General features: G+C 67.0%; 18 protein-coding genes and 2 pseudogenes. 11 read left to right on the top strand and 9 right to left on the bottom strand.

The genetic code is table 11. From position 1 onward, the window contains the following. Positions 1-26: 26 nt before the first annotated feature. Complete coding sequence (locus SJY26_RS09630) at positions 27-626, top strand: hypothetical protein (protein ID WP_396592838.1); 600 nt, start codon at positions 27-29, stop codon at positions 624-626. Here the strand turns inward: SJY26_RS09630 and SJY26_RS09625 are convergent. Next, positions 623-1,780 carry an MFS transporter gene (locus SJY26_RS09625; RefSeq protein WP_396592837.1) on the bottom strand — a complete coding sequence of 386 codons (1,158 nt, stop codon included), beginning with the start codon at positions 1,778-1,780 and terminating at the stop codon, positions 623-625. The genes SJY26_RS09630 and SJY26_RS09625 overlap by 4 nt on opposite strands. A 47-nt stretch (positions 1,781-1,827) precedes the next feature. On the opposite strand from SJY26_RS09625, the gene SJY26_RS09620 reads away from it, so the two are divergent. Genes SJY26_RS09620 through SJY26_RS09610 form a run of 3 tightly spaced genes read left to right on the top strand, consistent with a single transcriptional unit; the run spans position 1,828 to position 3,686 of the window. Further along, a complete protein-coding gene (locus tag SJY26_RS09620; protein ID WP_396592836.1) occupies positions 1,828-2,199 on the top strand; it encodes a DUF423 domain-containing protein in 372 nt (123 codons plus the stop codon). A 28-nt stretch (positions 2,200-2,227) separates the two neighbouring features. Then, positions 2,228-3,202: a prolyl aminopeptidase gene (gene pip / locus SJY26_RS09615; protein ID WP_396592835.1), complete on the top strand. Its 975-nt coding sequence runs from the start codon at positions 2,228-2,230 to the stop codon at positions 3,200-3,202. Between the two features lie 49 nt (positions 3,203-3,251). Beyond that, positions 3,252-3,686 carry a hypothetical protein gene (locus SJY26_RS09610; RefSeq protein ID WP_396592834.1) on the top strand — a complete coding sequence of 145 codons (435 nt, stop codon included), beginning with the start codon at positions 3,252-3,254 and terminating at the stop codon, positions 3,684-3,686. A gap of 3 nt (positions 3,687-3,689) precedes the next feature. Here SJY26_RS09610 and rodA read toward each other — a convergent pair whose 3' ends face one another. The 7 genes and pseudogenes from rodA to SJY26_RS09575 all read right to left on the bottom strand — a co-directional run bounded on the left by rodA (position 3,690) and on the right by SJY26_RS09575 (position 11,248). After that, the gene (gene rodA, locus SJY26_RS09605) at positions 3,690-4,847 is read right to left on the bottom strand and encodes a rod shape-determining protein RodA (protein ID WP_396592833.1); all 1,158 of its coding nucleotides are present in this window, start codon (positions 4,845-4,847) and stop codon (positions 3,690-3,692) included. Next, complete coding sequence (mrdA, locus tag SJY26_RS09600; protein WP_396592832.1) at positions 4,844-6,853, bottom strand: penicillin-binding protein 2; 2,010 nt, start codon at positions 6,851-6,853, stop codon at positions 4,844-4,846. The genes rodA and mrdA overlap by 4 nt, the downstream gene beginning before the upstream one ends. Beyond that, positions 6,850-7,356, bottom strand: coding sequence for a hypothetical protein (locus tag SJY26_RS09595; protein ID WP_396592831.1), 507 nt, complete (start codon positions 7,354-7,356; stop codon positions 6,850-6,852). The genes mrdA and SJY26_RS09595 overlap by 4 nt, the downstream gene beginning before the upstream one ends. A gap of 8 nt (positions 7,357-7,364) precedes the next feature. Beyond that, positions 7,365-8,423, bottom strand: coding sequence for a rod shape-determining protein MreC (mreC, locus tag SJY26_RS09590; RefSeq protein ID WP_396592830.1), 1,059 nt, complete (start codon positions 8,421-8,423; stop codon positions 7,365-7,367). A gap of 152 nt (positions 8,424-8,575) precedes the next feature. After that, positions 8,576-9,604 (bottom strand): annotated as a pseudogene (locus tag SJY26_RS09585) (rod shape-determining protein); the annotation flags it as partial. Between the two features lie 237 nt (positions 9,605-9,841). Beyond that, the gene (locus SJY26_RS09580; protein WP_396592829.1) at positions 9,842-10,459 is read right to left on the bottom strand and encodes a glutathione S-transferase family protein; all 618 of its coding nucleotides are present in this window, start codon (positions 10,457-10,459) and stop codon (positions 9,842-9,844) included. 69 nt (positions 10,460-10,528) lie between these two features. Beyond that, positions 10,529-11,248, bottom strand: coding sequence for a TVP38/TMEM64 family protein (locus SJY26_RS09575; RefSeq protein WP_396592828.1), 720 nt, complete (start codon positions 11,246-11,248; stop codon positions 10,529-10,531). A 103-nt stretch (positions 11,249-11,351) separates the two neighbouring features. Between SJY26_RS09575 and SJY26_RS09570 the strand changes: the two are divergent. After that, a pseudogene (locus SJY26_RS09570) lies at positions 11,352-12,545 on the top strand (pyridoxal phosphate-dependent aminotransferase); the annotation flags it as partial. A gap of 424 nt (positions 12,546-12,969) precedes the next feature. On the opposite strand, the gene SJY26_RS09565 reads toward SJY26_RS09570, so the two are convergent. After that, the gene (locus SJY26_RS09565) at positions 12,970-13,950 is read right to left on the bottom strand and encodes a polyprenyl synthetase family protein (RefSeq protein ID WP_396595734.1); all 981 of its coding nucleotides are present in this window, start codon (positions 13,948-13,950) and stop codon (positions 12,970-12,972) included. Positions 13,951-14,125: 175 nt separating this feature from the next. Between SJY26_RS09565 and SJY26_RS09560 the strand changes: the two genes are divergently transcribed. The 6 genes from SJY26_RS09560 to ettA all read left to right on the top strand — a co-directional run bounded on the left by SJY26_RS09560 (position 14,126) and on the right by ettA (position 19,852). Continuing rightward, the gene (locus SJY26_RS09560) at positions 14,126-14,899 is read left to right on the top strand and encodes a tRNA1(Val) (adenine(37)-N6)-methyltransferase (RefSeq protein ID WP_396592827.1); all 774 of its coding nucleotides are present in this window, start codon (positions 14,126-14,128) and stop codon (positions 14,897-14,899) included. Between the two features lie 38 nt (positions 14,900-14,937). Beyond that, complete coding sequence (locus SJY26_RS09555) at positions 14,938-16,203, top strand: amidohydrolase family protein (protein ID WP_396592826.1); 1,266 nt, start codon at positions 14,938-14,940, stop codon at positions 16,201-16,203. Between the two features lie 11 nt (positions 16,204-16,214). Next, complete coding sequence (locus SJY26_RS09550) at positions 16,215-16,826, top strand: TIGR02466 family protein (protein ID WP_396592825.1); 612 nt, start codon at positions 16,215-16,217, stop codon at positions 16,824-16,826. 42 nt (positions 16,827-16,868) lie between these two features. Beyond that, a complete protein-coding gene (locus SJY26_RS09545; protein WP_396592824.1) occupies positions 16,869-17,432 on the top strand; it encodes a sigma-70 family RNA polymerase sigma factor in 564 nt (187 codons plus the stop codon). After that, entirely contained in the window at positions 17,422-18,063 is a 642-nt protein-coding gene (locus SJY26_RS09540) for an NrsF family protein (protein WP_396592823.1), read from the top strand. Before SJY26_RS09545 ends, SJY26_RS09540 begins: the two co-directional genes overlap by 11 nt. 121 nt (positions 18,064-18,184) lie before the next feature. Continuing rightward, positions 18,185-19,852, top strand: coding sequence for an energy-dependent translational throttle protein EttA (gene ettA, locus SJY26_RS09535; RefSeq protein WP_396592822.1), 1,668 nt, complete (start codon positions 18,185-18,187; stop codon positions 19,850-19,852). Positions 19,853-19,916 lie beyond the last annotated feature (64 nt).

The raw sequence follows: 19,916 nt of genomic DNA, 5'->3' as shown, positions 1-19,916 counted from the left end.
CCATCGTCACGCGACCTGCAGGGTTCATGTTGAATAATCGCACCGAGAAAGGGCCGGACCGCAGGCCCGCGATCCTCGTCTGTTCGTATGACCCCCATGATCCTGCCGGGCTGGCGGCAGGCGATGCAGATGGACAACCATCGGACTCCGGTTCGGCCCGGACCTTGACCGTCGGGGCGGACGATCCGGGCGCGCTCGCTGACCTGATCAGCCACAAGCTTGCGAAGGCCGAGTGCCAGGCGGTGCTACTGGTCGGGAGAACCCGCCGCAGTGATGGATTCCGGGTCCAGATGCGGGCGGAGAACCGCGGACTCACCGGCCCGGCCAAATGGTCGGACACCGCACCCGCCCTCGCCCGTACGACCGCACCGGTATCCGAGATGGTCCAGGCCCTGAACGAGGCGGGTCTGGCGGCGGCGGCCACCTCCGACAGTGAGGAGGATGCAGGCAGCCATCTGCTGTACCGGATCCTGACGGCCCTGCCCGATGACGCCGATGCGCCGGCGGTAGCGCTCCTGCGAGTGCCCTTGGCGTTGGAACCGTCAGAGGCCCGCAGGGGTGTAGCTGTGGCCGCCGATGCGATCGCCCGGCATCTGCCGCTCATGCCGCGCGAACGCTTGGGCTAGAGGACTCCGGTCCGGCGAAGGCGCACCGCGAGTGCCAGACCGGCCAGAGCCATGACAGTCATCGCCAGATAGCCCCGCACCCCCATGATGTCATACAGGGGACCGGCCGCCAAAGTGGCGAGACCGATCAGCACGCCTGAAGCCATGACTGAACTCAGGGTCTGGGCGGCCGTGTGCTCACCGGGCAGGGCCAGCTTCTCGATGATCTCGATCCCCGCCAGATAGGTCGCGGCGAAAGTCAGGGCATGCAGCCCCTGAAGCGGCCACAGCAACCACAGCGGCGGCAGGACGGCCAGCGCGGTCCAGCGCACGACGGCTGCGATCCCGCCCAGGATCAGGATCGGCCACGGCCCGATCCCGCGCCGCCGCCGCCAGGGTTCGACCCACCACATGAAGGCGATCTCGACGACGACAGAGGTCGCCCACAGCAAGCCGGTGGTGGTCTCATCGAGGCCCTGGGCCGTCCAGGCGATGGCCGAAAAGCCGTAGTAGAAGCCGTGCGTCGCCTGAACCAGGCCGATGGCAAGGATGGCCATCATGAAGGTCGGACTGGCCATCAGCCGCCCGAGCCCGGCGAACCGTTCCCGCCCTGCAGCGCGACGTCCCTCCGTGACGGGCTCGGCCGGCAAAAGGGTCGCGCCGACAAGCGCCATGAGCGCCCCTGCCAGGGCAATGCAGACAATGATCCAGTCGATCGAGGCGCGGGTCAGCACCACGCCCATCAGCACATTGGCGGCGACGAAAGCGGCGGAGCCAAAGCCTCTTGGCCAGGCGAAATCGAACCGGTGACGCCGCGCCAGGGCCAAGGTCAGCACGTCCGTCAGCGGAATCAGCCCGGCCATGGCAGTGGCTCCGACGAACCAGAGCAGGCCCTGAAGTAAGACACCCTCGGTGAGACCGGCCCCGGCATAGCCGAGCGCGGCGACGAGCCCCAGGATGGCCAGCGGCGAGCGCCGTCGCTGAAATCCGTCCGCCCAGACGGCGATCAGGGGGCCGGTCACGATACGCGCCAGCATCGGTGCCGCCAGAGACAGGCCAATCTGCGCGCCGGTGAACCCCTGGGCCCGGAACCAGAGGCCGGCGAACGGCAGACTGACGCCAGTGGCACCGAACAGCAGCACATACTGCAAGGCCATGAGACGGGAGGGATTCATCCCCACCCGATAGCAGACGCCGGCCAATTCGTGGGATAGGTTGAGCAATGATCTGGAATCGTCAGCTGGCGGCATTCGCGGCCCTCAACGGCGCGCTTGCCGTAGCCATCGGGGCCTTCGGTGCGCATGGTGCCGGGCCCCAGATCAAGACGTTGTTGACGACCGGTGCCTCGTACCAGCTGGCCCATGCCCTTCTGGCGCTGATTTGTGCCGGCCTGGCCCCCCTCATTCCCCTCGCCAGTCTGGCCGGCTGGCTGGCCTCCACCGGCGGACTGGTGTTCTGTCTCGCGGTCAGCCTGCTGGGCCTTCTCAACCTTCCGATCCTGGGCGCCGTCGCTCCCATCGGGGGTATCCTGATGATTCTGGGCTGGCTGGTTCTCGCCGGGGCCACCCTGCGCCCTTCACAGTCCGACGCCTGACCCTTCCGTTGAAAGTTCCGAGTTCCGCATGGCCTTCCCTGAACCTGTGACGCCTCGCCGCGAACTGTATCCGGAGCTGGAGCCCTTCGCTTCGGGCTGGATGCAGACCGAGGGGCCCCACGAAATCTACTATGAGGAGTGCGGCAATCCCCAGGGTCGACCTGTTCTGGTGCTGCATGGCGGCCCGGGCGGGGCCGTCAATCCTGGCATGCGCCGTTATTTCGACCCCCAGATCTATCGCATCGTCCTGTTCGACCAGAGGGGATGCGGCAAGTCCCGGCCCAATGCCTCGCTGGAAGACAACACCACCTGGACGCTGATCGACGACATCGAGCGTTTGCGAGAGCGCTGCGGGATCGACCGGTGGGTCGTGTTCGGCGGATCCTGGGGCTCTACCCTGTCCATCGCCTATGCCATCACTCATCCCGAACGGGTCGCGGCCCTCATCCTGCGCGGCATCTTCCTCCTGACGAAGAAGGAACTGCACTGGTTCTATCAGGACGGGGCCTCGATGATCTTCCCGGACGCATGGGAGCGGTTCCTGGCCCCGATCCCGGAAGACGAACGCCATGACCTCATGGGGGCCTACTACAAGAGGCTCGTCGGAGACGACCGGGCCGAGCGTGAACGTTGTGCCATCGCCTGGTCAAGCTGGGAGGGTGAAACCGTCAGCGTCGAGGGACCGGCGGCCCGCCCGGACAAGTTCGCGGAACCGGCCTTCGCCGTCGCCTTCGCCCGGATTGAATGCTGGTACTTCGTCAACGGCGGCTTCTTCCCGGAAGAAGGCTGGCTGCTGAAGAACATCGCCAGAATCCGGCACATTCCCACCTGGATCGCCCAGGGCCGATTTGATGTGGTCACCCCGATCGCGAGCGCCTGGGCCCTTAGCCGCGAGTTTCCCGAAGCCCGGCTGGACATCGTGCCGGATGCCGGTCATGCCTCAAGCGAACCCGGCATCGTTGACAGTCTGGTCCGCGCGACGGACTGGGCCGCGTCTCTCTGAGCGGAACCACAGGCGTCGCCGGGCGTAGCCGATCCCGATGGCAGCCCGGTTGAAAGTCTTTGCATGGTCGGACGGGTTTCACGCCTTCACGGTGGCGGCTCCCTCGCGCCCGGCGGCATTAAAGGCTTGGGGCGTCGGTCAGGACCTGTTCAAGACCGGCCTGGCCCGGGAGGCCGCTAACGGCCCGGACCGGGACGCCGCCCTTGCCGCCCCCGGCACCGTGATCTCTCGCGGTCTGTCAGTGGACGTAGGCAAGCTCACCCCGGCCAAACCCAAACCCTCGAACGGCGCGGCCAGGGCACGCCTCAAGGTGCTGGAGGCCGAGCTTTCCGCCCTCGACGAAGCCCAGACGAAGGAGAGACGAGCCCTCGAGGCGCGACGCGACGCGCTTGACCGCAAAGAGGCCGACTTGGTCACAAAACACGGCATGGACCGCGAGGCCCTTGAGGCGAGGCTTCAAAAGGCGCGGACGGCGGCAGGCTGACGATCAGATCAGGCTGTTGCCCTTGGGGAGTTCGGCATAGCGGTGGACCCTGGTGGACAGGATCAGCCCGAAGCCGAACATCACGGTCATCATCGAGGACCCGCCATAGGAGAGCAGCGGCATCGGCACGCCGACCACCGGGGCCAGGCCCATCACCATCGCCCCGTTGACCAGCACAAAGACCGCGAAGAAGGCGATCATGCCGGCTGCGGCCAGACGGCCGAAATGGCTGTGCGCCAGCGAGGCGATGCGCAGGGCGATCAGGATGATGGCGATGTAGCAGGCGAGAACGCCAAAGGAGCCGAGGAAGCCGAACTCCTCGGCAACCGTCGAGAAAATGAAATCCGTCTGCCGCTCGGGCAGGAACTCCAGCTGGCTCTGGCTACCAAGGCCATATCCCTTGCCGAGCAGGCCCCCGGAGCCGAGCGCAATCTTGGACTGGATGATGTTGTAGCCCGCGCCGGACGGGTCAAACTCCGGATTGAACAAGGTCAGCACGCGATTGCGCTGGTAGTCGTGCATGCCGAACATGACAAAGGGCGGGATCACGGCGACGGCCGCAGCCGCGCCTGCGGCAATAACGCGCCAGCTGAGGCCGGCGAAGAACATGATCGCTGCCCCGGTAAGGCCGATGACCATAGCCGACCCCAGATCAGGCTGTTTGGCCACCAGCAGGAAAGGAACGGCGATCATGCCGGTCGGGATGAGCAGCTTCCACGACCAGCGCGCCTCCTGGGCGGTGTGGCTGTGGTACCAGCGGGCCAGCGCGAGGACGAGGCCAAGCTTCATGAACTCGGCGGGCTGGATGCGGATGAAGCCCAGGTTAAGCCAGTTCCGCGCGCCCCCGGCCACATAGCCGAGCGGCGTGAACTCAATCATTAGAACGAACAGCAAAAGGACGCCGTACAGGGGATAGGCTGCCCGGAACCACCACTTCGGGTGCAGCATGGCGAGGCCAAGCATCACCACCAGCAACAGGCCGAACCGGATGGCGTGGTTCATCGCCCACGGCTGCCAGGACCCGCCGGCTACGGAATAAAGCATGGCCGTGCCGACGAAGGCGACGATGCACAGCAAACCGACCAGCCGCCAGTCCAGCTGGCTGATCTTGACCGGTAACCGCTCCCGCTCGCCGGGACGGGTCAGGGCGGATGCCGTCACTGGGGGCTCTCCGGCACATAGGGTTGTGGACCAGCGGGTGTTTCAGGCGCGACCGTGGACGCCGGTGCCTCCGCATCTGGCACATCCTGCGGCGGAGCCGGTTCGAGCGACGCCTCGGCAAAGCCCGACTGTTCGATGCGCGCGCGGATTTCAGGGTCCTTGAGCAGGGCGACCCGCATGACTTCCCGTGCGCGGGGCGCTCCGGCCGTCCCGCCGCCCAGGCCGCCGTGCTGGACGATCACCGACACGGCATAGCGGGGGTTGTCGATCGGGGCGTAGGCAATGAAGAGATTATGGTCTTTCTCGCGCCACGGGCGTCCCGCCCCCTTGCGCGACCCCGCCCCATAGTTCCGGGCCTGGGCCGTTCCTGTCTTGCCCGCCATCCGGACCGGGCCGAGCCCAAGCTGGCTGTTTCTGAAGCCGGTCCCGCCAACATCGGTCACGGCCTCCATTCCGTCCCTGAGCACCTTGACCAGTTCCGGGTCGTAAGGAAGGTCTGCGAACGCGGCCCGGGGAGACTGGTCCACCCCTCCGATCGACTTGATCAGGCGCGGCATCACCTGTTTGCGCCCGTTCGCGAGGCGCGCGGTATAGACGGCCAGTTGCAGGGCATTGACCGTCAGCGCGCCCTGGCCGATCGCATAGCTGGGCGTTTCGCCCGGATACCATTTCCCGTCGCCGCGCACGGGATTCTCCAGCCGCCACTGCCGGTCCGGCACCAGTCCGGGCTTCTGGCCGTCAATGCCGATGTCGAAGACATGGCCCAGCCCGAGGTCGCGCGCCGTTTCGGCGATCGCGTCGGGTCCCATCTCGACCGCCAGGGTCATGAAATAGACGTTGCAGGACGCCTTGATCGCACCGCGCATATCCAGCGATCCGTGGCGACCGAGGCACGCGAACCGGCGGCCGAGGTAATAGCCGCCCGTGCAGACGATCCGGCGATCCGGGCTGACTCCCCGCTTCAGGGCCGCAAGGCCGACCACGGGTTTGAAGGTCGATCCCGGGGCGAACGTCCCGTCGATCACCTTGTCGGTCAGGGGGCGGCGCTCATAGTCACGGAGCGCCGCATAGGTGCGGGTCGGGACACCGCTGACGAACAGATTGGGATCAAAGGACGGTGTCGACACCATGGCCAGGATGTCGCCGTTGCGCACATCCATCACGACGCAGCCGCCAGCCTCCTCGCCGAACACTTCCAGGGCCCTGTTCTGGATGTCGGCGTCCAGGGTCAGGACGACATCCTTGCCCGGCATGGCCGGGCGGGATCCCCCGACATCCTCGGCGACCACCCTCCCCCGCGCATCGACCTCGACGCGATTGCCGCCGGCCTGACCGCGAAGGTCGGAATCCAGAGCCTTTTCCACGCCCGTGCGGCCGATACGGAAACCGGGGTTGAACAGGATCTGCTCCGGCTCTTCCCCCTTGTCGCGGATGGCCTGGATGTCCCGGTCGTTGACCTTGGCGACGTAGCCGATGACGTGGGCGAAGGCCCCCGTGAAGGGATAGTACCGCGCCTCATTCATGTCGGCCATGACGCCCGGGAGCTCCGGGGCGTACATATTGACCTTGGCGAACTCTTCCCAGGACAGGTCGCTCTTGACTGCCACCGGGCTGAACCGGGGTGCGGCGTTGACGTCGCGAATGATAGCGCGTCGCCGGTCCAGCGTGTCGGGCAGAAGCCGGCCCAGAAGGTCCAGCGTCTGGTCCAGATCCTTGGTCTCGTCGCGGATCACCAGGACCCGGAAACTGGGCCGATTGCCGGCGATGACCACGCCGTTGCGGTCAAGGATGCGACCGCGCGGCGGCGGGACCATTCGGAAGTTAAACTGGTTCTGACTGGCCAGGGTCGAGTATTCCTGGGCCTGAACCAGCTGCAGCTGCGCCAGACGGACGGTCAGGGCGGTGATGCCGAGCGCGGTGAGACCGCCCACGATAAAGGTCCTGCGCAGGAACGAGCCCTGCCGTTCATTGACGTCCGAGAAGAAGATCGAGGGCTCGCTGCTCATCGAAACCGCGTGTCGCCATCATCGAACCGCTGGATCATCCAGTCGGCTACAGGGAAGAGGAGCAGCGTCGGAATCACCTGGCCCAGAAGGGACAGCAGACTCGGCGCGCGCCCGGTAATCACAGTGACGATCAGATACGCCAGAAGGAAGGCGACAAGGGCGCACGTGGCGTACCAGACAAACAGAATCTGGGTCTCCTGGCCGGCCAGGAGACTTCGGGAGGCGAGGACAACGCCATAGACCGACAGGAGACACAGGGGCCAGAGGCCCAGGGTTCCGCCCCAGAATAGATCCAGGAACAGGCCGAGCCCGAAGAGAACGGCCGGCGCGACCATGGACGGCCGGATCAACGGCCAGGCGAACGCAAGGACCAGGGGCAGAACCGGCTCGGGCAACTTCAAGCCGAACAGCTCGACCGGCGTGGCCAGGATGACCGTGATCGCGATGACCACCAGCGCCGGATAGAAGACCCACTGGGCCGGCCCGACCACGCGGACGGTCATTGACCGTCTCACTCTGCGCGCTCCGCCGGAGACGGGTCCGGGGTCGCGGCCGCCGGTGCGGCCGGAGCCGTCGGCGAGGCTGCGGCGCGCGTCGGTGCGGTGACCGGAGCACGCGCCCGCCGGGCGGCCGCATCGCCGATCGCCACGACGGCCTCGGCCGAAGGGGCCGGAGCGGTCGGCAGCCCGGCCAGAGGCGACGCATTCAGGCTCTCAGACGACACCAGTTGGCCGAAGTCCTGGAACAGCAGGATGCGGACATAGTCGATGGCCCCGCGGTCGCTGAACAGCTTGACCCGCCACGAGCCGTCGATGCCTTTGGCCGCGACGCCGATCGGCAGGCCGCGCGGAAGGCCGCCGCCGTCGCCGGAGGTGAGAATGCGGTCACCGGCCTGCACCGCGTCGTCGCCCCGCACGAATTCCAGTCTCGGATTGCCGGATCCGTCGCCACTGAGCATGGCCCGAGCGTCTGTCCGGTCAACCAGCACCGGGATCCGGCTGGAGACATCAGTCAGAAGCAGCATCCGGCTCACACCGCCGGAGACGCCGATCACGCGCCCGACCAGTCCGTCCTCATTGATGGCCGGATTGCCGACCCGGACCCCGCGCGAGGCCCCGGCGTCCAGCAGTCGCGCATTGACGAAGGGTCCGCGCGATTCCGAGATGGACCGCGCCGTCGCCATGGCGACCGGCGGCTCGGTGCGCAGTCCGAGCATCGCCTCATAGCGGGCGTTCACGTTCTTCAGGGCAATGGCCTGATCGCGCCACGGCTCCAGTTCGGCGACTTGGGCCCGCAGCCGGCGGTTTTCGGAAACCGCGAAGAAATAGCCCTTTACATAGTCTGTGGCGGCCCCGGCCCAGCGAACCGGCCAGGCCAGGACGCCGTTGACGGGTCCGGCACCGGCGTCAAAGCCGGCACGCGCCGTGCCGTAGCTGTCCCCCGCCGCCTCGTGGCGACGATCGGCCACGATCATCAAGATGGATGCAATGATGGCGACCACGACCACAACCGCGGCGGTCCACGCCAGCGGCACTTTCAGTGACTCGAACGGTCCGTCGCGAAACGCCACGGCCTTGCCTTCCAAAAGAGGTCAGAATCAGCAGGATCCCTCCCGCTGCTATGCGCAGCCTATCGCAAAAAGCGGGCCACATTGAAACCAGCGATTACATTGTAATCGGGGGCCACGGCCGCTGTTGGCGAAGTTCGGTTTAAAGGGCCGAGTTCGAGCACGCCCTTCATCCACCGGGGATGCTCCAGAACCCGACCGCAGCCGATGGCCACACAGGACAGAGGATCGTCGGCGACCGAGACCGGCAGGCCGGTGTGGTCACGGATCTCGGCGTCCAGGCCGCGCAGCAGGGCCCCGCCGCCGGTGAGCATGATGCCCTTGTCGGCGATGTCCGCAGCCAGTTCGGGTGGGGTGGCCTCGAGAGCGACCTTCACAGCGTCGATAATCTGGGAAACCGGCTCGGCCAAAGCCTCAGCGGCCTGACGCTCGGAGATGCGGACCTCGCGGGGCACGCCCTGCATCAGGTCGCGACCCTTGACCTCGATCGACAGGCCTTCGCCGTCGGCGGGGATCCGGGCGGTGCCGATGTCTTTCTTGATCCGCTCGGCGGTCGTCTCACCGATCAGGAGGTTATGGTTGCGGCGCATGTAGCTGATGATGCTGTCGTCCATCTTGTCGCCACCGACGCGGACCGAGCGCGAATAGACGATGCCGGACAGGGACAGGACGGCCACTTCGGTCGTGCCACCGCCGATGTCGACGACCATGGAGCCGGTCGGCTCGTGGATGGGCAGGCCGGCACCGATCGCGGCGGCCATCGGCTCGTCGATCAGGCCGACGCGGCGGGCCGAGGCGTTCAGGCACGAATCGTTGATCGCGCGGCGCTCCACCGCCGTGGCACCCGAGGGCACGCAGACGATGATCTTCGGGTTCACGAAACCCTTGCGGTTATGCACCTTGCGGATGAAGTGCTTGATCATCTCCTCGGCGACCTCGAAGTCGGCGATGACCCCGTCGCGCATGGGACGGATGGCTTCCATATGGCCCGGGGTCCGGCCCAGCATCTGCTTGGCCTCGATGCCCACGGCATGGACGATCTTGCGGCCGCCGACGTTCCGAAGCGCCACCACCGACGGCTCGTTCAGAACAATGCCCTTGCCCTTCATATAGATGAGGGTGTTGGCGGTCCCCAGGTCCATCGCGATGTCGTTGGAGATGGCGCCGAAGAGGGAGAAGCTCATGGGGGTCGGTTACCGTTCGGTTGGGGCCTTCAAGGCGCTGCGGACTGACCGGTTTCGGCGACGCCCCACCCGCTGTGTATCCCCATACACAGCGAACTTCCTGATCGTCCTCGCCTGACCGGCTGTGCGCTCGTTTGCCCGCATGGGCAGGTGAATACAAGCCCCGATACAGCGCGATGACGCGGCCGCGATCACGACCCGGTTACGGCTCCGCTTGCCGGAGTGGCTCGCCCGGCATCAGAGCGGGGCGAGGCCCTCGGCGGACAGCACGCGCTGGACCGCCGGCCGGGCCTGAACACGATCCAGATGATCGTTCAGACGGGGAAAGCGGGTCTGGTCCAGGAGCCCCGCCTGCCGGGCCCAGCGTGTGAAAACAGACAGATAGCCATCAGCCACGGTGTACTGGTCCCCCATGGCCCAGGGGCCGGTCAGCAGGGATTGCTCGACGATGTCGAACTTGCCGAGCGCGAAATCGGCCTGTACCGCCCTCGCCTCGCCTTCGAGCGGCGGGCGGCCGAACAACAGCTTTCCGATCGCCGGATGCAGGGACGAGGCCATCCAGCCGTTCAGGGACTGCATCCGGCTCCAGGCGAAGCTGAGTGGTTCGGGCACGAGACCGGCCTCGGGGTGCGTCCGGGCAATGTGATCCATGATGACGGCGTTCTCGGTCAGAACGCCGTGCCCGGTCACGAGGGCCGGCGTGGAGCCGGCGGGATTGATGGCCAGATAGGCTGGTGTGCGCTGTTCGCCCTGTCTGAGATTGACGTGCTCGATCTCATAGTCGGCGGCGGCCTCTTCCAGGGCGATGTGCGAGGCGAGCGCGCAGGCACCGGCGGAGTAATAGAGCTTCAGCATGGGATGGAGTCCTGTCGGTCGTGTTCGCGAACGACATAGGCCAACCGGGCAACCGTAACAATGCCGGTTTCAATCCGAATCGCCAACCCTCCGTTCCCGACGGCGGACCAGTTCCCGCACCCCCAGCATCAGCCCCATCCAGACAACGGCGATCGCGGCGAGGATCAGGGAGGTCCAGACGCCGTCTCCGCTGACCGCTGCCACCACCGCGCCCCCGAAGAAGGCGACCAGCGCTGTTTTAGGCAGGACGCCCAGCGCACAGCCTGCCAGAAAGGCGGGAAAGGAGGCCCGGGTGGCCCCGAAGGCCATATTGACGACGATGAAGGGCGCCGACGGCACATTGCGGATCATGAAGCTGGCGTAGAAGGCATTGCGCCCGACGAATCGCTTCAGCCGCTCGAGCGTTCTGCCGCCAAACCGGTCGAGCATGCGGGCCGTCGGCCCGCGTCCCAGCCAGTAGGTGACGCCGGCCGAGGCCACGGTGGCGACCCAGCTGTAGACGAACCCCAACGAGGGTCCGAAGGCGACCACACAGGCCGCGATCAGGATGAACTGGGGCGCGCCGATGAAGGCCGCGGCCACGAACAGCACGACTGTCGCGGCGAACGCCCACGGGCTGCCGCGATACCCCTGCAGCCAGCCTTCCAGATTCTCCTCGGCGGCCAGACCCAGCTGGCTCTTGCCGAGCAACAGCAGTCCGAAGGTCGCGCCCAGCAGCAGCGCCGCCGCCAGCGCCGTCCGCCAGCGCCGGGACTCCATGTTCAGGATGAAATCGAGCAGACCCCGCATGCGCGAGCCCCTAGCATCCCGGGCGGTCCACACGCGAGCCTGACGGTTTGATCCGACCTCGCCATCGTCCTAAGAGAGACCGCCGCTCTCCCCGGGAATCGAAATGTCCAGCCTGCAGTCCGCCGCCCTCGCCCGCGTCCAGCCCTCCGCGACCCTGGCGGTCACCGCCAAGGCGCGCGAACTCAAGCGTCAGGGCGTGGATGTCATCGGTCTGGGGGCCGGAGAGCCGGACTTCGATACGCCCGAGAACATCAAGGCGGCCGCCATCGCGGCCATCCAGCGTGGGGAGACCAAATACACCGACGTCGACGGCACGCCCGAGCTGAAGGCGGCCATCGTCGCCAAGTTCGCCCGCGAGAACGGCCTGACCTATACGGCCGCCCAGATCCACGTCGCTCCGGGCGGCAAGCCGGTGATCTACAATGCGTTCGTGGCCACGCTGAACCCGGGCGACGAGGTCATCGTGCCCGCCCCCTACTGGGTCAGCTATCCCGATATGGTGCTTCTGGCCGGCGGCGAGCCGGTGTTCGTCACGGGCGAGGAGGCGGACGGCTTCAAGCTGCGCCCCGAGGTTCTGGAGACGGCGATCACGCCCCGGACGAAGTGGCTGATCCTGAACAGCCCGTCCAACCCGACCGGCGCGGCCTATACGCGGGCGGAGCTTGAAGCTCTGGCCGACGTCCTGCGTCGTCACCCCCATGTCTGGGTGCTGACCGACGATATGTACGAGCACCTGACCTACGGAGATTTTGAATACACGACGATCGCCCAGGTCGCGCCGGACCTGTACGACCGAACCCTGACCGTCAACGGCGTGTCCAAGGCCTATGCCATGACCGGCTGGCGTATCGGCTATGCGGGGGGGCCCAAGGCGCTGATCGACCTGATGCGCAAGGTCGCCAGCCAGACGACCTCAAATCCCGCTTCCATCAGCCAGGCCGCCGCCGTGGAAGCTCTGAACGGTCCGCAGGCGTTCATCAAGGAGCGCGGCGCGGCCTTCGAGAAGCGGCGGGATCTGGTGGTCTCGATGCTGAACCAGGCGACGGGGATCCGCTGCCCCAATCCGGAGGGGGCCTTCTACGTCTATCCGTCGATCCACGGCCTGATCGGCAAGACGACCGAAAGCGGCGTGGTGATCGACGGCGACGAGACCTTCGCCTCCGCCCTGCTGGAAGCCGAGGGCGTGGCCGTCGTGCATGGGGCCGCGTTCGGTCTCAGCCCCTATTTCCGCATCAGCTACGCCACCTCGGAAGCGGTGCTGGAAGAGGCCTGCAGCCGCATCCAGAGGTTCGCCGCAGAGTCTCAAATAGGCGGCAACGGCCCCGACGGTGGCGGCAGCGGAGGGACAGTCAGCACCAGCCTGGCTTCGCTCACAAACGTGAAACACCACCGGATAGCCCGCTCGGTATTGTCGATGACGCCCTGCGGATCGCGCGCCATGCGACAGGCGAACTTGGGCAACTCGTGGGGCCGTGCGTTCGCATACATGACGATGGGACCGCCGGGCAGCGTGCCGGCGCGATACGCCATGCTCACTCCATCGGTCGAGCGGATCTCAAGCACGGCGGCCCCGGGAAGCATGCCGGCAACCTCCGCCTCCACGTCAGAAGACTTGAGGTCGAAAACCTCCGCGGTCGTCGTGTCACCGTCTACGGGCACCATGGTGAACCGGGGCGGCTCCTGCAATGCCAATTGGCCTGCGAGGACCAACACCCCCAGCATCAGGCGGCCCGGCTGACCGCAAAGTCGGCCAGGCCGTCCAGGGCGTCACGCCACGGGCTGGCCGGCAGGACTCGAAGGGCGGTCTTGGCTGCATCCGCATAGTCGCCCGCCGCATCCAGCGTGGCCGAAACCGAACCGGTGCCGATGACCAATTCACGGGCGCGACGGAAATCGTCCTCGGTCCGCTCGCCGCGGTTGATCGTGCGCTCCCAGAAGGCATCCTCGCGGCCGCGCGTCCGGGCGACGGCCAGCAGCAGCGGAAGCGTCACCTTGCCCTCGCGGAAGTCATCTCCGGCATTCTTGCCGAGCGCTTCCGAGGTGCCCCCGTAATCCAGGGCGTCATCCGCGAGTTGGAAGGCCAGCCCGAGGTTCAGTCCATAGGACCGCAGGGCGGAGGTCGCGGCCTGATCTCCGTCCACGCCGACCGCGCCGGCCTCGGCTGCGGCGGCGAACAACTCGGCGGTCTTGGCCGAGACGATCCGCAGGTAGGTTTCCTGGTCGAGGTTCAGATCATGCGCGCGGGTGAGCTGAAGCACCTCGCCCTGGGCGATCACGCTGGACGCTTGGGCGAGGATGCCCAGCGCCCTGAGCTGGCCGGTTTCGACCATCAGCTCAAAGGCCCGGGCGAACAGGAAGTCGCCCACCAGCACGCTCGTCGCCGAACCCCAGATCAGATGCGCGGCGACCTTGCCCCGACGGCGCTCGGACCCGTCCACCACATCATCGTGCAGGAGGGTGGCCGTGTGGATGAACTCGACCGAGGCCGCCAGTTTGAGTGCATTGTCGATCCCCTGCCCGGCCGGAGAACCGATCGCACGGGCGGCGGCGATGGTCAGAAGCGGCCGCAGGCGTTTGCCGCCGGCGGACACAATATGTTCAGCCAGCAGGGGAATGACGGGGACCGGCGACTGCATGCGTGCCACGATCAGGGCGTCGACCGCCGCCATGTCGACCCGGGCCAGCCGGGCCAGGGTCTCCACATCGCCCTCGGCGCGGGGGCCTTTGGCGCGGGGAGCGGTCAGAGTGACGGCATCCAACAGAAAACTCTCTCAAAAGTGCGGGGCGTGGGAAGATCGCCTCGCCGAAACGTCACGGCGTCTTGCGGCGTCGCGCTCGGCCGGACAATGGTGACCCGACCATGAAGGGTCAAGCCGCATGACCGTCGCATCCCCTCCCCCGGAGTCTTCCGCCGCCGCGGACGTCGTCGAGAACGCCCTTCTGGGTGGAAAGCTCCGGCTGCTGCAGCCGGCACAGGGCTATCGCGCAGGCATGGACGCCGCCCTTCTGGCGGCGGCCTTGCCCGCGGGTCCGAAAGACCGGGTGCTGGAGGCCGGCTGCGGGGCCGGTGCGGTTCTGATGCAGATTGCAGCCCGCTGCCCGGACACCCGTCTGACAGGTGTGGAACGCGACAGTACCGCCGCAGGTCTGGCCCGGCGCAACGCCGCGCTGAACGTCATGGACGACCGGGTCGAGATCATCACGGGGGACGTGGCTAACGGGTTTGCAACCCTCGACCGCCCGCCGTTCGACTGGGCGGTGTCGAATCCCCCCTTCTTTGATGACGAGACCACCCTTCGTGCGCCCGCTCCGGCCAAGCGCGGGGCCTGGATCGCCGATGATGGCCTTGAGGTGTGGACCGATTTCCTGACGCGCGGCGTGCGGGACGGTGGCGGCATCGTCGTCATTCATCGAGCGGACCGGCTTGCTGACCTGCTGGCCCTGCTGGGAAAACGCTGCGGCTCGTTCGTTATCCGTCCGGTCCAGCCTTTCGCCGACCAACCGGCAAAGCGGGTGCTGGTCCGTGCCCGGAAGGGTGGGCGGGCCCCGTTGCGTCTGCTGCCCGCCCTGATCCTGCATGACCGGTCCGGGGCCAAACACGCGCCCGAAGCCGAGGCGATCCTGAGGGGCGAGGCCGGGCTGGCGTGGTAGCCGCTTGCCGATCCGGACAGACCGCGCTTGTTTGGGTGATGCGCCTGATCCTGATCCTGCTGACGTTGTCGTTCGCTTCCGTGGCCGCGGCCCAGGATGTGTTGGTGCTGCGCCCCGACCGTGTGTTCGACGGTGTGTCGCCGCGACCCCACACGGACTGGACGGTGATGGTGCGTGGCCAGAGGATCGAGGCCGCTGGCCCCGGAATCACGCCGCCTCCGGGTGCGCGGATCATCGATCTGCCGGGCCAGACCCTGATCCCCGGCCTGATCGAGGGCCACGCCCACCTGTTCCTGCACCCCTATAATGAGACACCGTGGGACGATCAGGTCCTGCACGAGCCGCTGGCCCTGCGGACCGCGCGGGCGGTCAACCATGCTCGCGCCACCCTGATGGCCGGGTTTACCACCGTGCGCGATCTGGGCACGGAGGGCGCAGGCTATGCGGACGCCGGTCTGCGTCGCGCCATCACCGAGGGCATTGTCCCCGGCCCCCGCCTGCTGATCGCCAGCCGGGCTATTGTCGCCACGGGGGCCTATGGCCCCAAGGGCTTCGAGCCGGGCGTCGACGTTCCGCTGGGGGCGGAGGAAGCGGATGCCGATGACCTGATCCGCACCGTGCGCAGCCAGATCGGGGCCGGTGCCGATGTGGTCAAACTGTATGCCGACTATCGCTGGGGACCCGGCGAGCCGAGTCGCCCGACCTTCACCCAGGACGAACTGACCGCGGCGGTCGAGGTGGCGCACTCGGCCGGTCGACAGGTCGCGATCCACGCCGGGACGGTCGAGGGCATCCGCCGGTCGATTCTGGCCGGGGCCGACACCCTGGAACACGGCGACGCGGGCACACCGGAGATCTTCCGGCTGATGGCAGAGCGCGGTGTCGCCCTGTGCCCCACCCTGGCCGCGACGGAGTCGATCACCCGCTACCGGGGATGGGACGGCACCGAACCGGCCCCGCAGAACGTCCTGACAAAGCGCGCCGCCTTCGCCGCCGCCCGCGCTGCGGGTGTTCCGATCTGTATGGGAGGCGACGTCGGCGTCTATGCGCATGGCGACAACGCCTTGGAGATGGAACTCATGGCCACCGCGGGCATGTCCGCCGCGCAGGTGCTCATTGCCGCCACGTCAGGCAATGCCGCGATTTTTGACCTGTTTGACCGGGGGGCAATCCGGCCCGGTCTGCTGGCCGATCTCGTGGCGGTCGAGGGCGATCCCACAGCGGACATTGCGGCCGTCCGGGCCGTCCGGCTGGTGATCAAGGACGGCCAGATCGTCCGCGACGAGGCGGCCGGCCTGCGCTAGAGCCCTGCCCCATGTCCCTGCGCCCGCTCTTCGTCACCCAGGTCTATGAGGCCACGCTGGCGACCACACCCGGCTTCGCGGCCTTCAATGACGGCCTCGCGGACGCCTGCCGCATGCTGGCCGCCGAGGACGGGGCTGGACGCGCCTGGTGCCGGACCCACAACTATCGCGGCTATACCTCCTACGGCTCGCTGAATGACCTGCCCCAGCGCCTGCCCGAGTTCGCGGAACTGAAGAAGCATCTGGACCGCCACGCGCTCGCCTATGCGAAGGCGCTGAACTTCGATCTCGCCAGAAAGCCCCGGCTGGATACGTTGTGGGTCAACATCCTCAAGCCCGGCGGGTCGCACTCCGGGCATATCCACCCCCACGCCTTTCTCAGCGGCACGGTCTATGTCGAGGTGCCGGACGGGGCCTCGGCGCTGAAGCTGGAAGACCCCCGCCTGCCGATGATGATGGCCCGCCCCTCAGTCGAGGCCGACGCGCCCGAGCAGGAACAGCCCTTCGTCTATCTGACCCCCGCCGCCGGGACGGTGCTGATGTGGGAGAGCTGGCTGCGTCACGAGGTACCGGCCAACGCGGCAAAGGCCGAGAGAATCTCGATCAGCTTCAACTATGCCTGAGGCCGTGTAACCTTCGCCGTCCCCCATCGTAACAGGGCGCACGTGACCGACCGCGAAGCCCAACTCAAAGCCCTGATGCTGCGCGGCCTTGATGGCGACGCCCTCGCCTGGCGGCATCTGCTGTCCGATCTGGGCGCGCATCTGCGACCCTATTTCAGGCGACGCCTGTTCAACGGCGGCGCGGACGCCGAGGATCTGGTGCAGGAGACGCTGATCGCCATCCACGCCAAACGGGCGACCTGGGACCGGAACCAGACCTTCACGGCCTGGGCCTTTGCCATCGCCCGGCACAAGCTGGTGGATCATCTCCGGCGGCAGGGCCGCCGCCCCACCCATCCGCTGGAGGAAGCCTCTGCCCTGTTCGCCCACCATACGGTCGAGGACGGGGCTACGCGCGCCGATCTGACCCGGATTCTCGCCCTGCTTCCGGCCCGTCAGCGCCGCCTGATCGAGGATGTCAGGCTTGGTGGATTGACCGTGGCCGAGGCCGCCGAGAGGCATGGCTACACCCTGACTGCGGCCAAGGTGTCGATCCACCGCAGTCTCAAGTCCCTGAACGCCCGCTTTGCGCCCGCGTCCGTCGACGGAGGCGAAGATGAAGACTGACGACCTGATCGAGGCCTTGGCCGCCGACCTGCCCGCCGCACGGCCGCGACAGCTCGAACGTCGCCTGTTGCTGGCCCTGTGCGCGGGCGGGCTGATGGTGCTGCTGGGGGTAGGCCTGTGGCTGGGATTCCGCGAGGATCTGGGCGCGGCGATGATGGGACCGACGTTCTGGATCAAGGCGGTCTACACCGGGGCGCTGGGTGTGGTCGGCTTCTGGCTGCTGGACCGGCTCGGACGGCCTGGGTCGGCGATCCGGCCTCCTCTGACCGCGCTTGCTGTTGTCCTGACGGCCGCCACGGGGTTCACCGCCTGGGAAGTTGCGACTCTCGCTGAGGCCGAGCGGATGCCCGCCGTGATGGGCGAAAGCGCCCGCGCCTGTGCGCCCCTGATCCTGATCCTCAGCCTGGTCGCCGCCCCCTTCGTCTTCGGGGCGGCGCGGAGTTTCGCCCCCATGCGGCCGGGCGCGGCCGGGGCGGCCGCGGGGCTCCTGACCGCCGCCCTCGCCACCACCCTGTACGGCCTGCATTGCCCCGAGCAAACCACCAGCTTCGTCATGGTCTGGTATTCACTGGGGATCGCCCTGGCGGTCGCCGGTGGCGCGCTGGTCGGTCGCGTCCTGTTTCGCTGGTAGGCGTCCGCCCGCCTTCAATCCGCCTCCGGACAGGTCCAGGCTATTTGCCTCAGGGCGCTGGGATCGCTACATCCAGCCCCGACCTTCCCATAAATTTTGACGACAGGGCGCATCGCACCTCATGGCGCAACAATATATCTTCCAGATGCAGGGTCTGACGAAGACCTTTCCGGGCGGCAAGAAGATCTTCGAGAACATCTGGCTGAGCTTCTACAACGACGCCAAGATTGGCGTCGTGGGGGTCAACGGGTCGGGCAAGTCGACGCTGCTGAAGATCATGGCCGGCATCGATCCGGAGTTCACCGGCGAGGCGAAGGCGGCCGACGGGGTCAAGCGCGGCTATCTGGAGCAGGAGCCCCACCTGGACGACAGCCTGAACGTCCGCGAGAACGTCGAGGCCTGGTGCGAGGAGAAGCAGTGGGTCAACCGCTTCAACGCCATCGCCATGGAGATGGCCGAGAACTATTCCGACGAGCTGATGGAGGAGATGACCGCCCTCCAGGAAAAGATCGACGCTGGCGACGTCTGGGACATCGACAGCCGCATCGAGATGGCCATGGACGCCCTGCGCTGCCCGCCCGACGACTGGGCGGTGACCAATCTGTCCGGCGGCGAGAAGCGCCGCGTGGCGCTCGCCCGCCTGCTGCTGTCCAAGCCCGACATGCTGCTGCTGGACGAACCGACCAACCACCTCGACGCCGAGTCCGTGGCCTGGCTGCAGCACCATCTGGAGGCCTTCCCGGGCTGCGTCATCCTGGTGACCCACGACCGCTACTTCCTGGATCTGGTGACCAAGTGGACGCTGGAGCTCGATCGCGGCAAGGGCATTCCCTATGAGGGCAACTACTCCAGCTGGCTGGAGCAGAAGCAGAAGCGGGTGGTGCAGGAGAACTCCGAATCCGAGGCCCGCCAGCGCGCCCTGACCCGCGAACTGGAATGGGTCCGCAGTGGTGCCAAGGCCCGTCAGGCCAAGTCCAAGGCCCGTCTGGCCGCCTATGAGCGGATGGTGACCGAGCAGGAGAACCTGCGCGGGGCCCAGACCCACGCCCATATCCAGATCCCGCCCGGGCCGCGTCTGGGCAATGTGGTGCTGGAGGTCGAGGGCCTGCAGAAGTCGTACGGCGACAAGCTTCTGTTCGACAATCTGACGTTCAAGCTGCCGCCCAACGGCATCGTCGGCGTCATCGGCCCCAACGGCGCCGGCAAGTCGACCATGTTCCGCCTGATCACCGGCCAGGAGACGCCGGACGGCGGCACCATCAAGGTCGGGGAGACGGTCAAGCTGGCCTATGTCGACCAGTCGCGCGACAGCCTGGATCCCAACAAGACCATCTGGGAAGAGATCAGCGGCGGCACCGATGTGATGATGGTGGGCAAGCGCGAGATCAACACCCGCGCCTATGTCGGCAGCTTCAACTTCAAGGGCGGCGACCAGCAGAAGAAGGTCGGCCAGCTGTCCGGCGGGGAGCGCAACCGCGTCCACCTGGCCAAGACCCTGGCCACCGGCGGCAACCTGATCCTGCTGGACGAACCGACCAACGATCTGGACATCGAGACGCTGCAGAACCTCGAGGAGGCGCTGGAGGAGTTCGCCGGCTGCGCCGTGGTCATCTCCCACGACCGCTGGTTCCTGGACCGTCTGGCCACCCACATCCTGGCCTTCGAGGGCGACAGCCACGTCGAATGGTTCGAGGGGAATTTCGAGGCCTATGAAGAGGACAAGAAGCGTCGCCTCGGCACCGACGCCTTGATCCCGCATCGGATCAAGTTCCAGAAATTCGGGCGGTAATCCTCATCCCTCTCCCGGCGGGAGAGGGCTTGAGCGCACGGCGTGATCTGCCCCCTCTCCCGGC

The sequence above is a fragment of the Brevundimonas sp. R86498 genome (assembly GCF_044598075.1).
GTDB lineage: Bacteria > Pseudomonadota > Alphaproteobacteria > Caulobacterales > Caulobacteraceae > Brevundimonas.
Note: the sequence above shows the minus strand (reverse complement) of the source record. Positions and strands in the feature narration are given on the sequence as shown.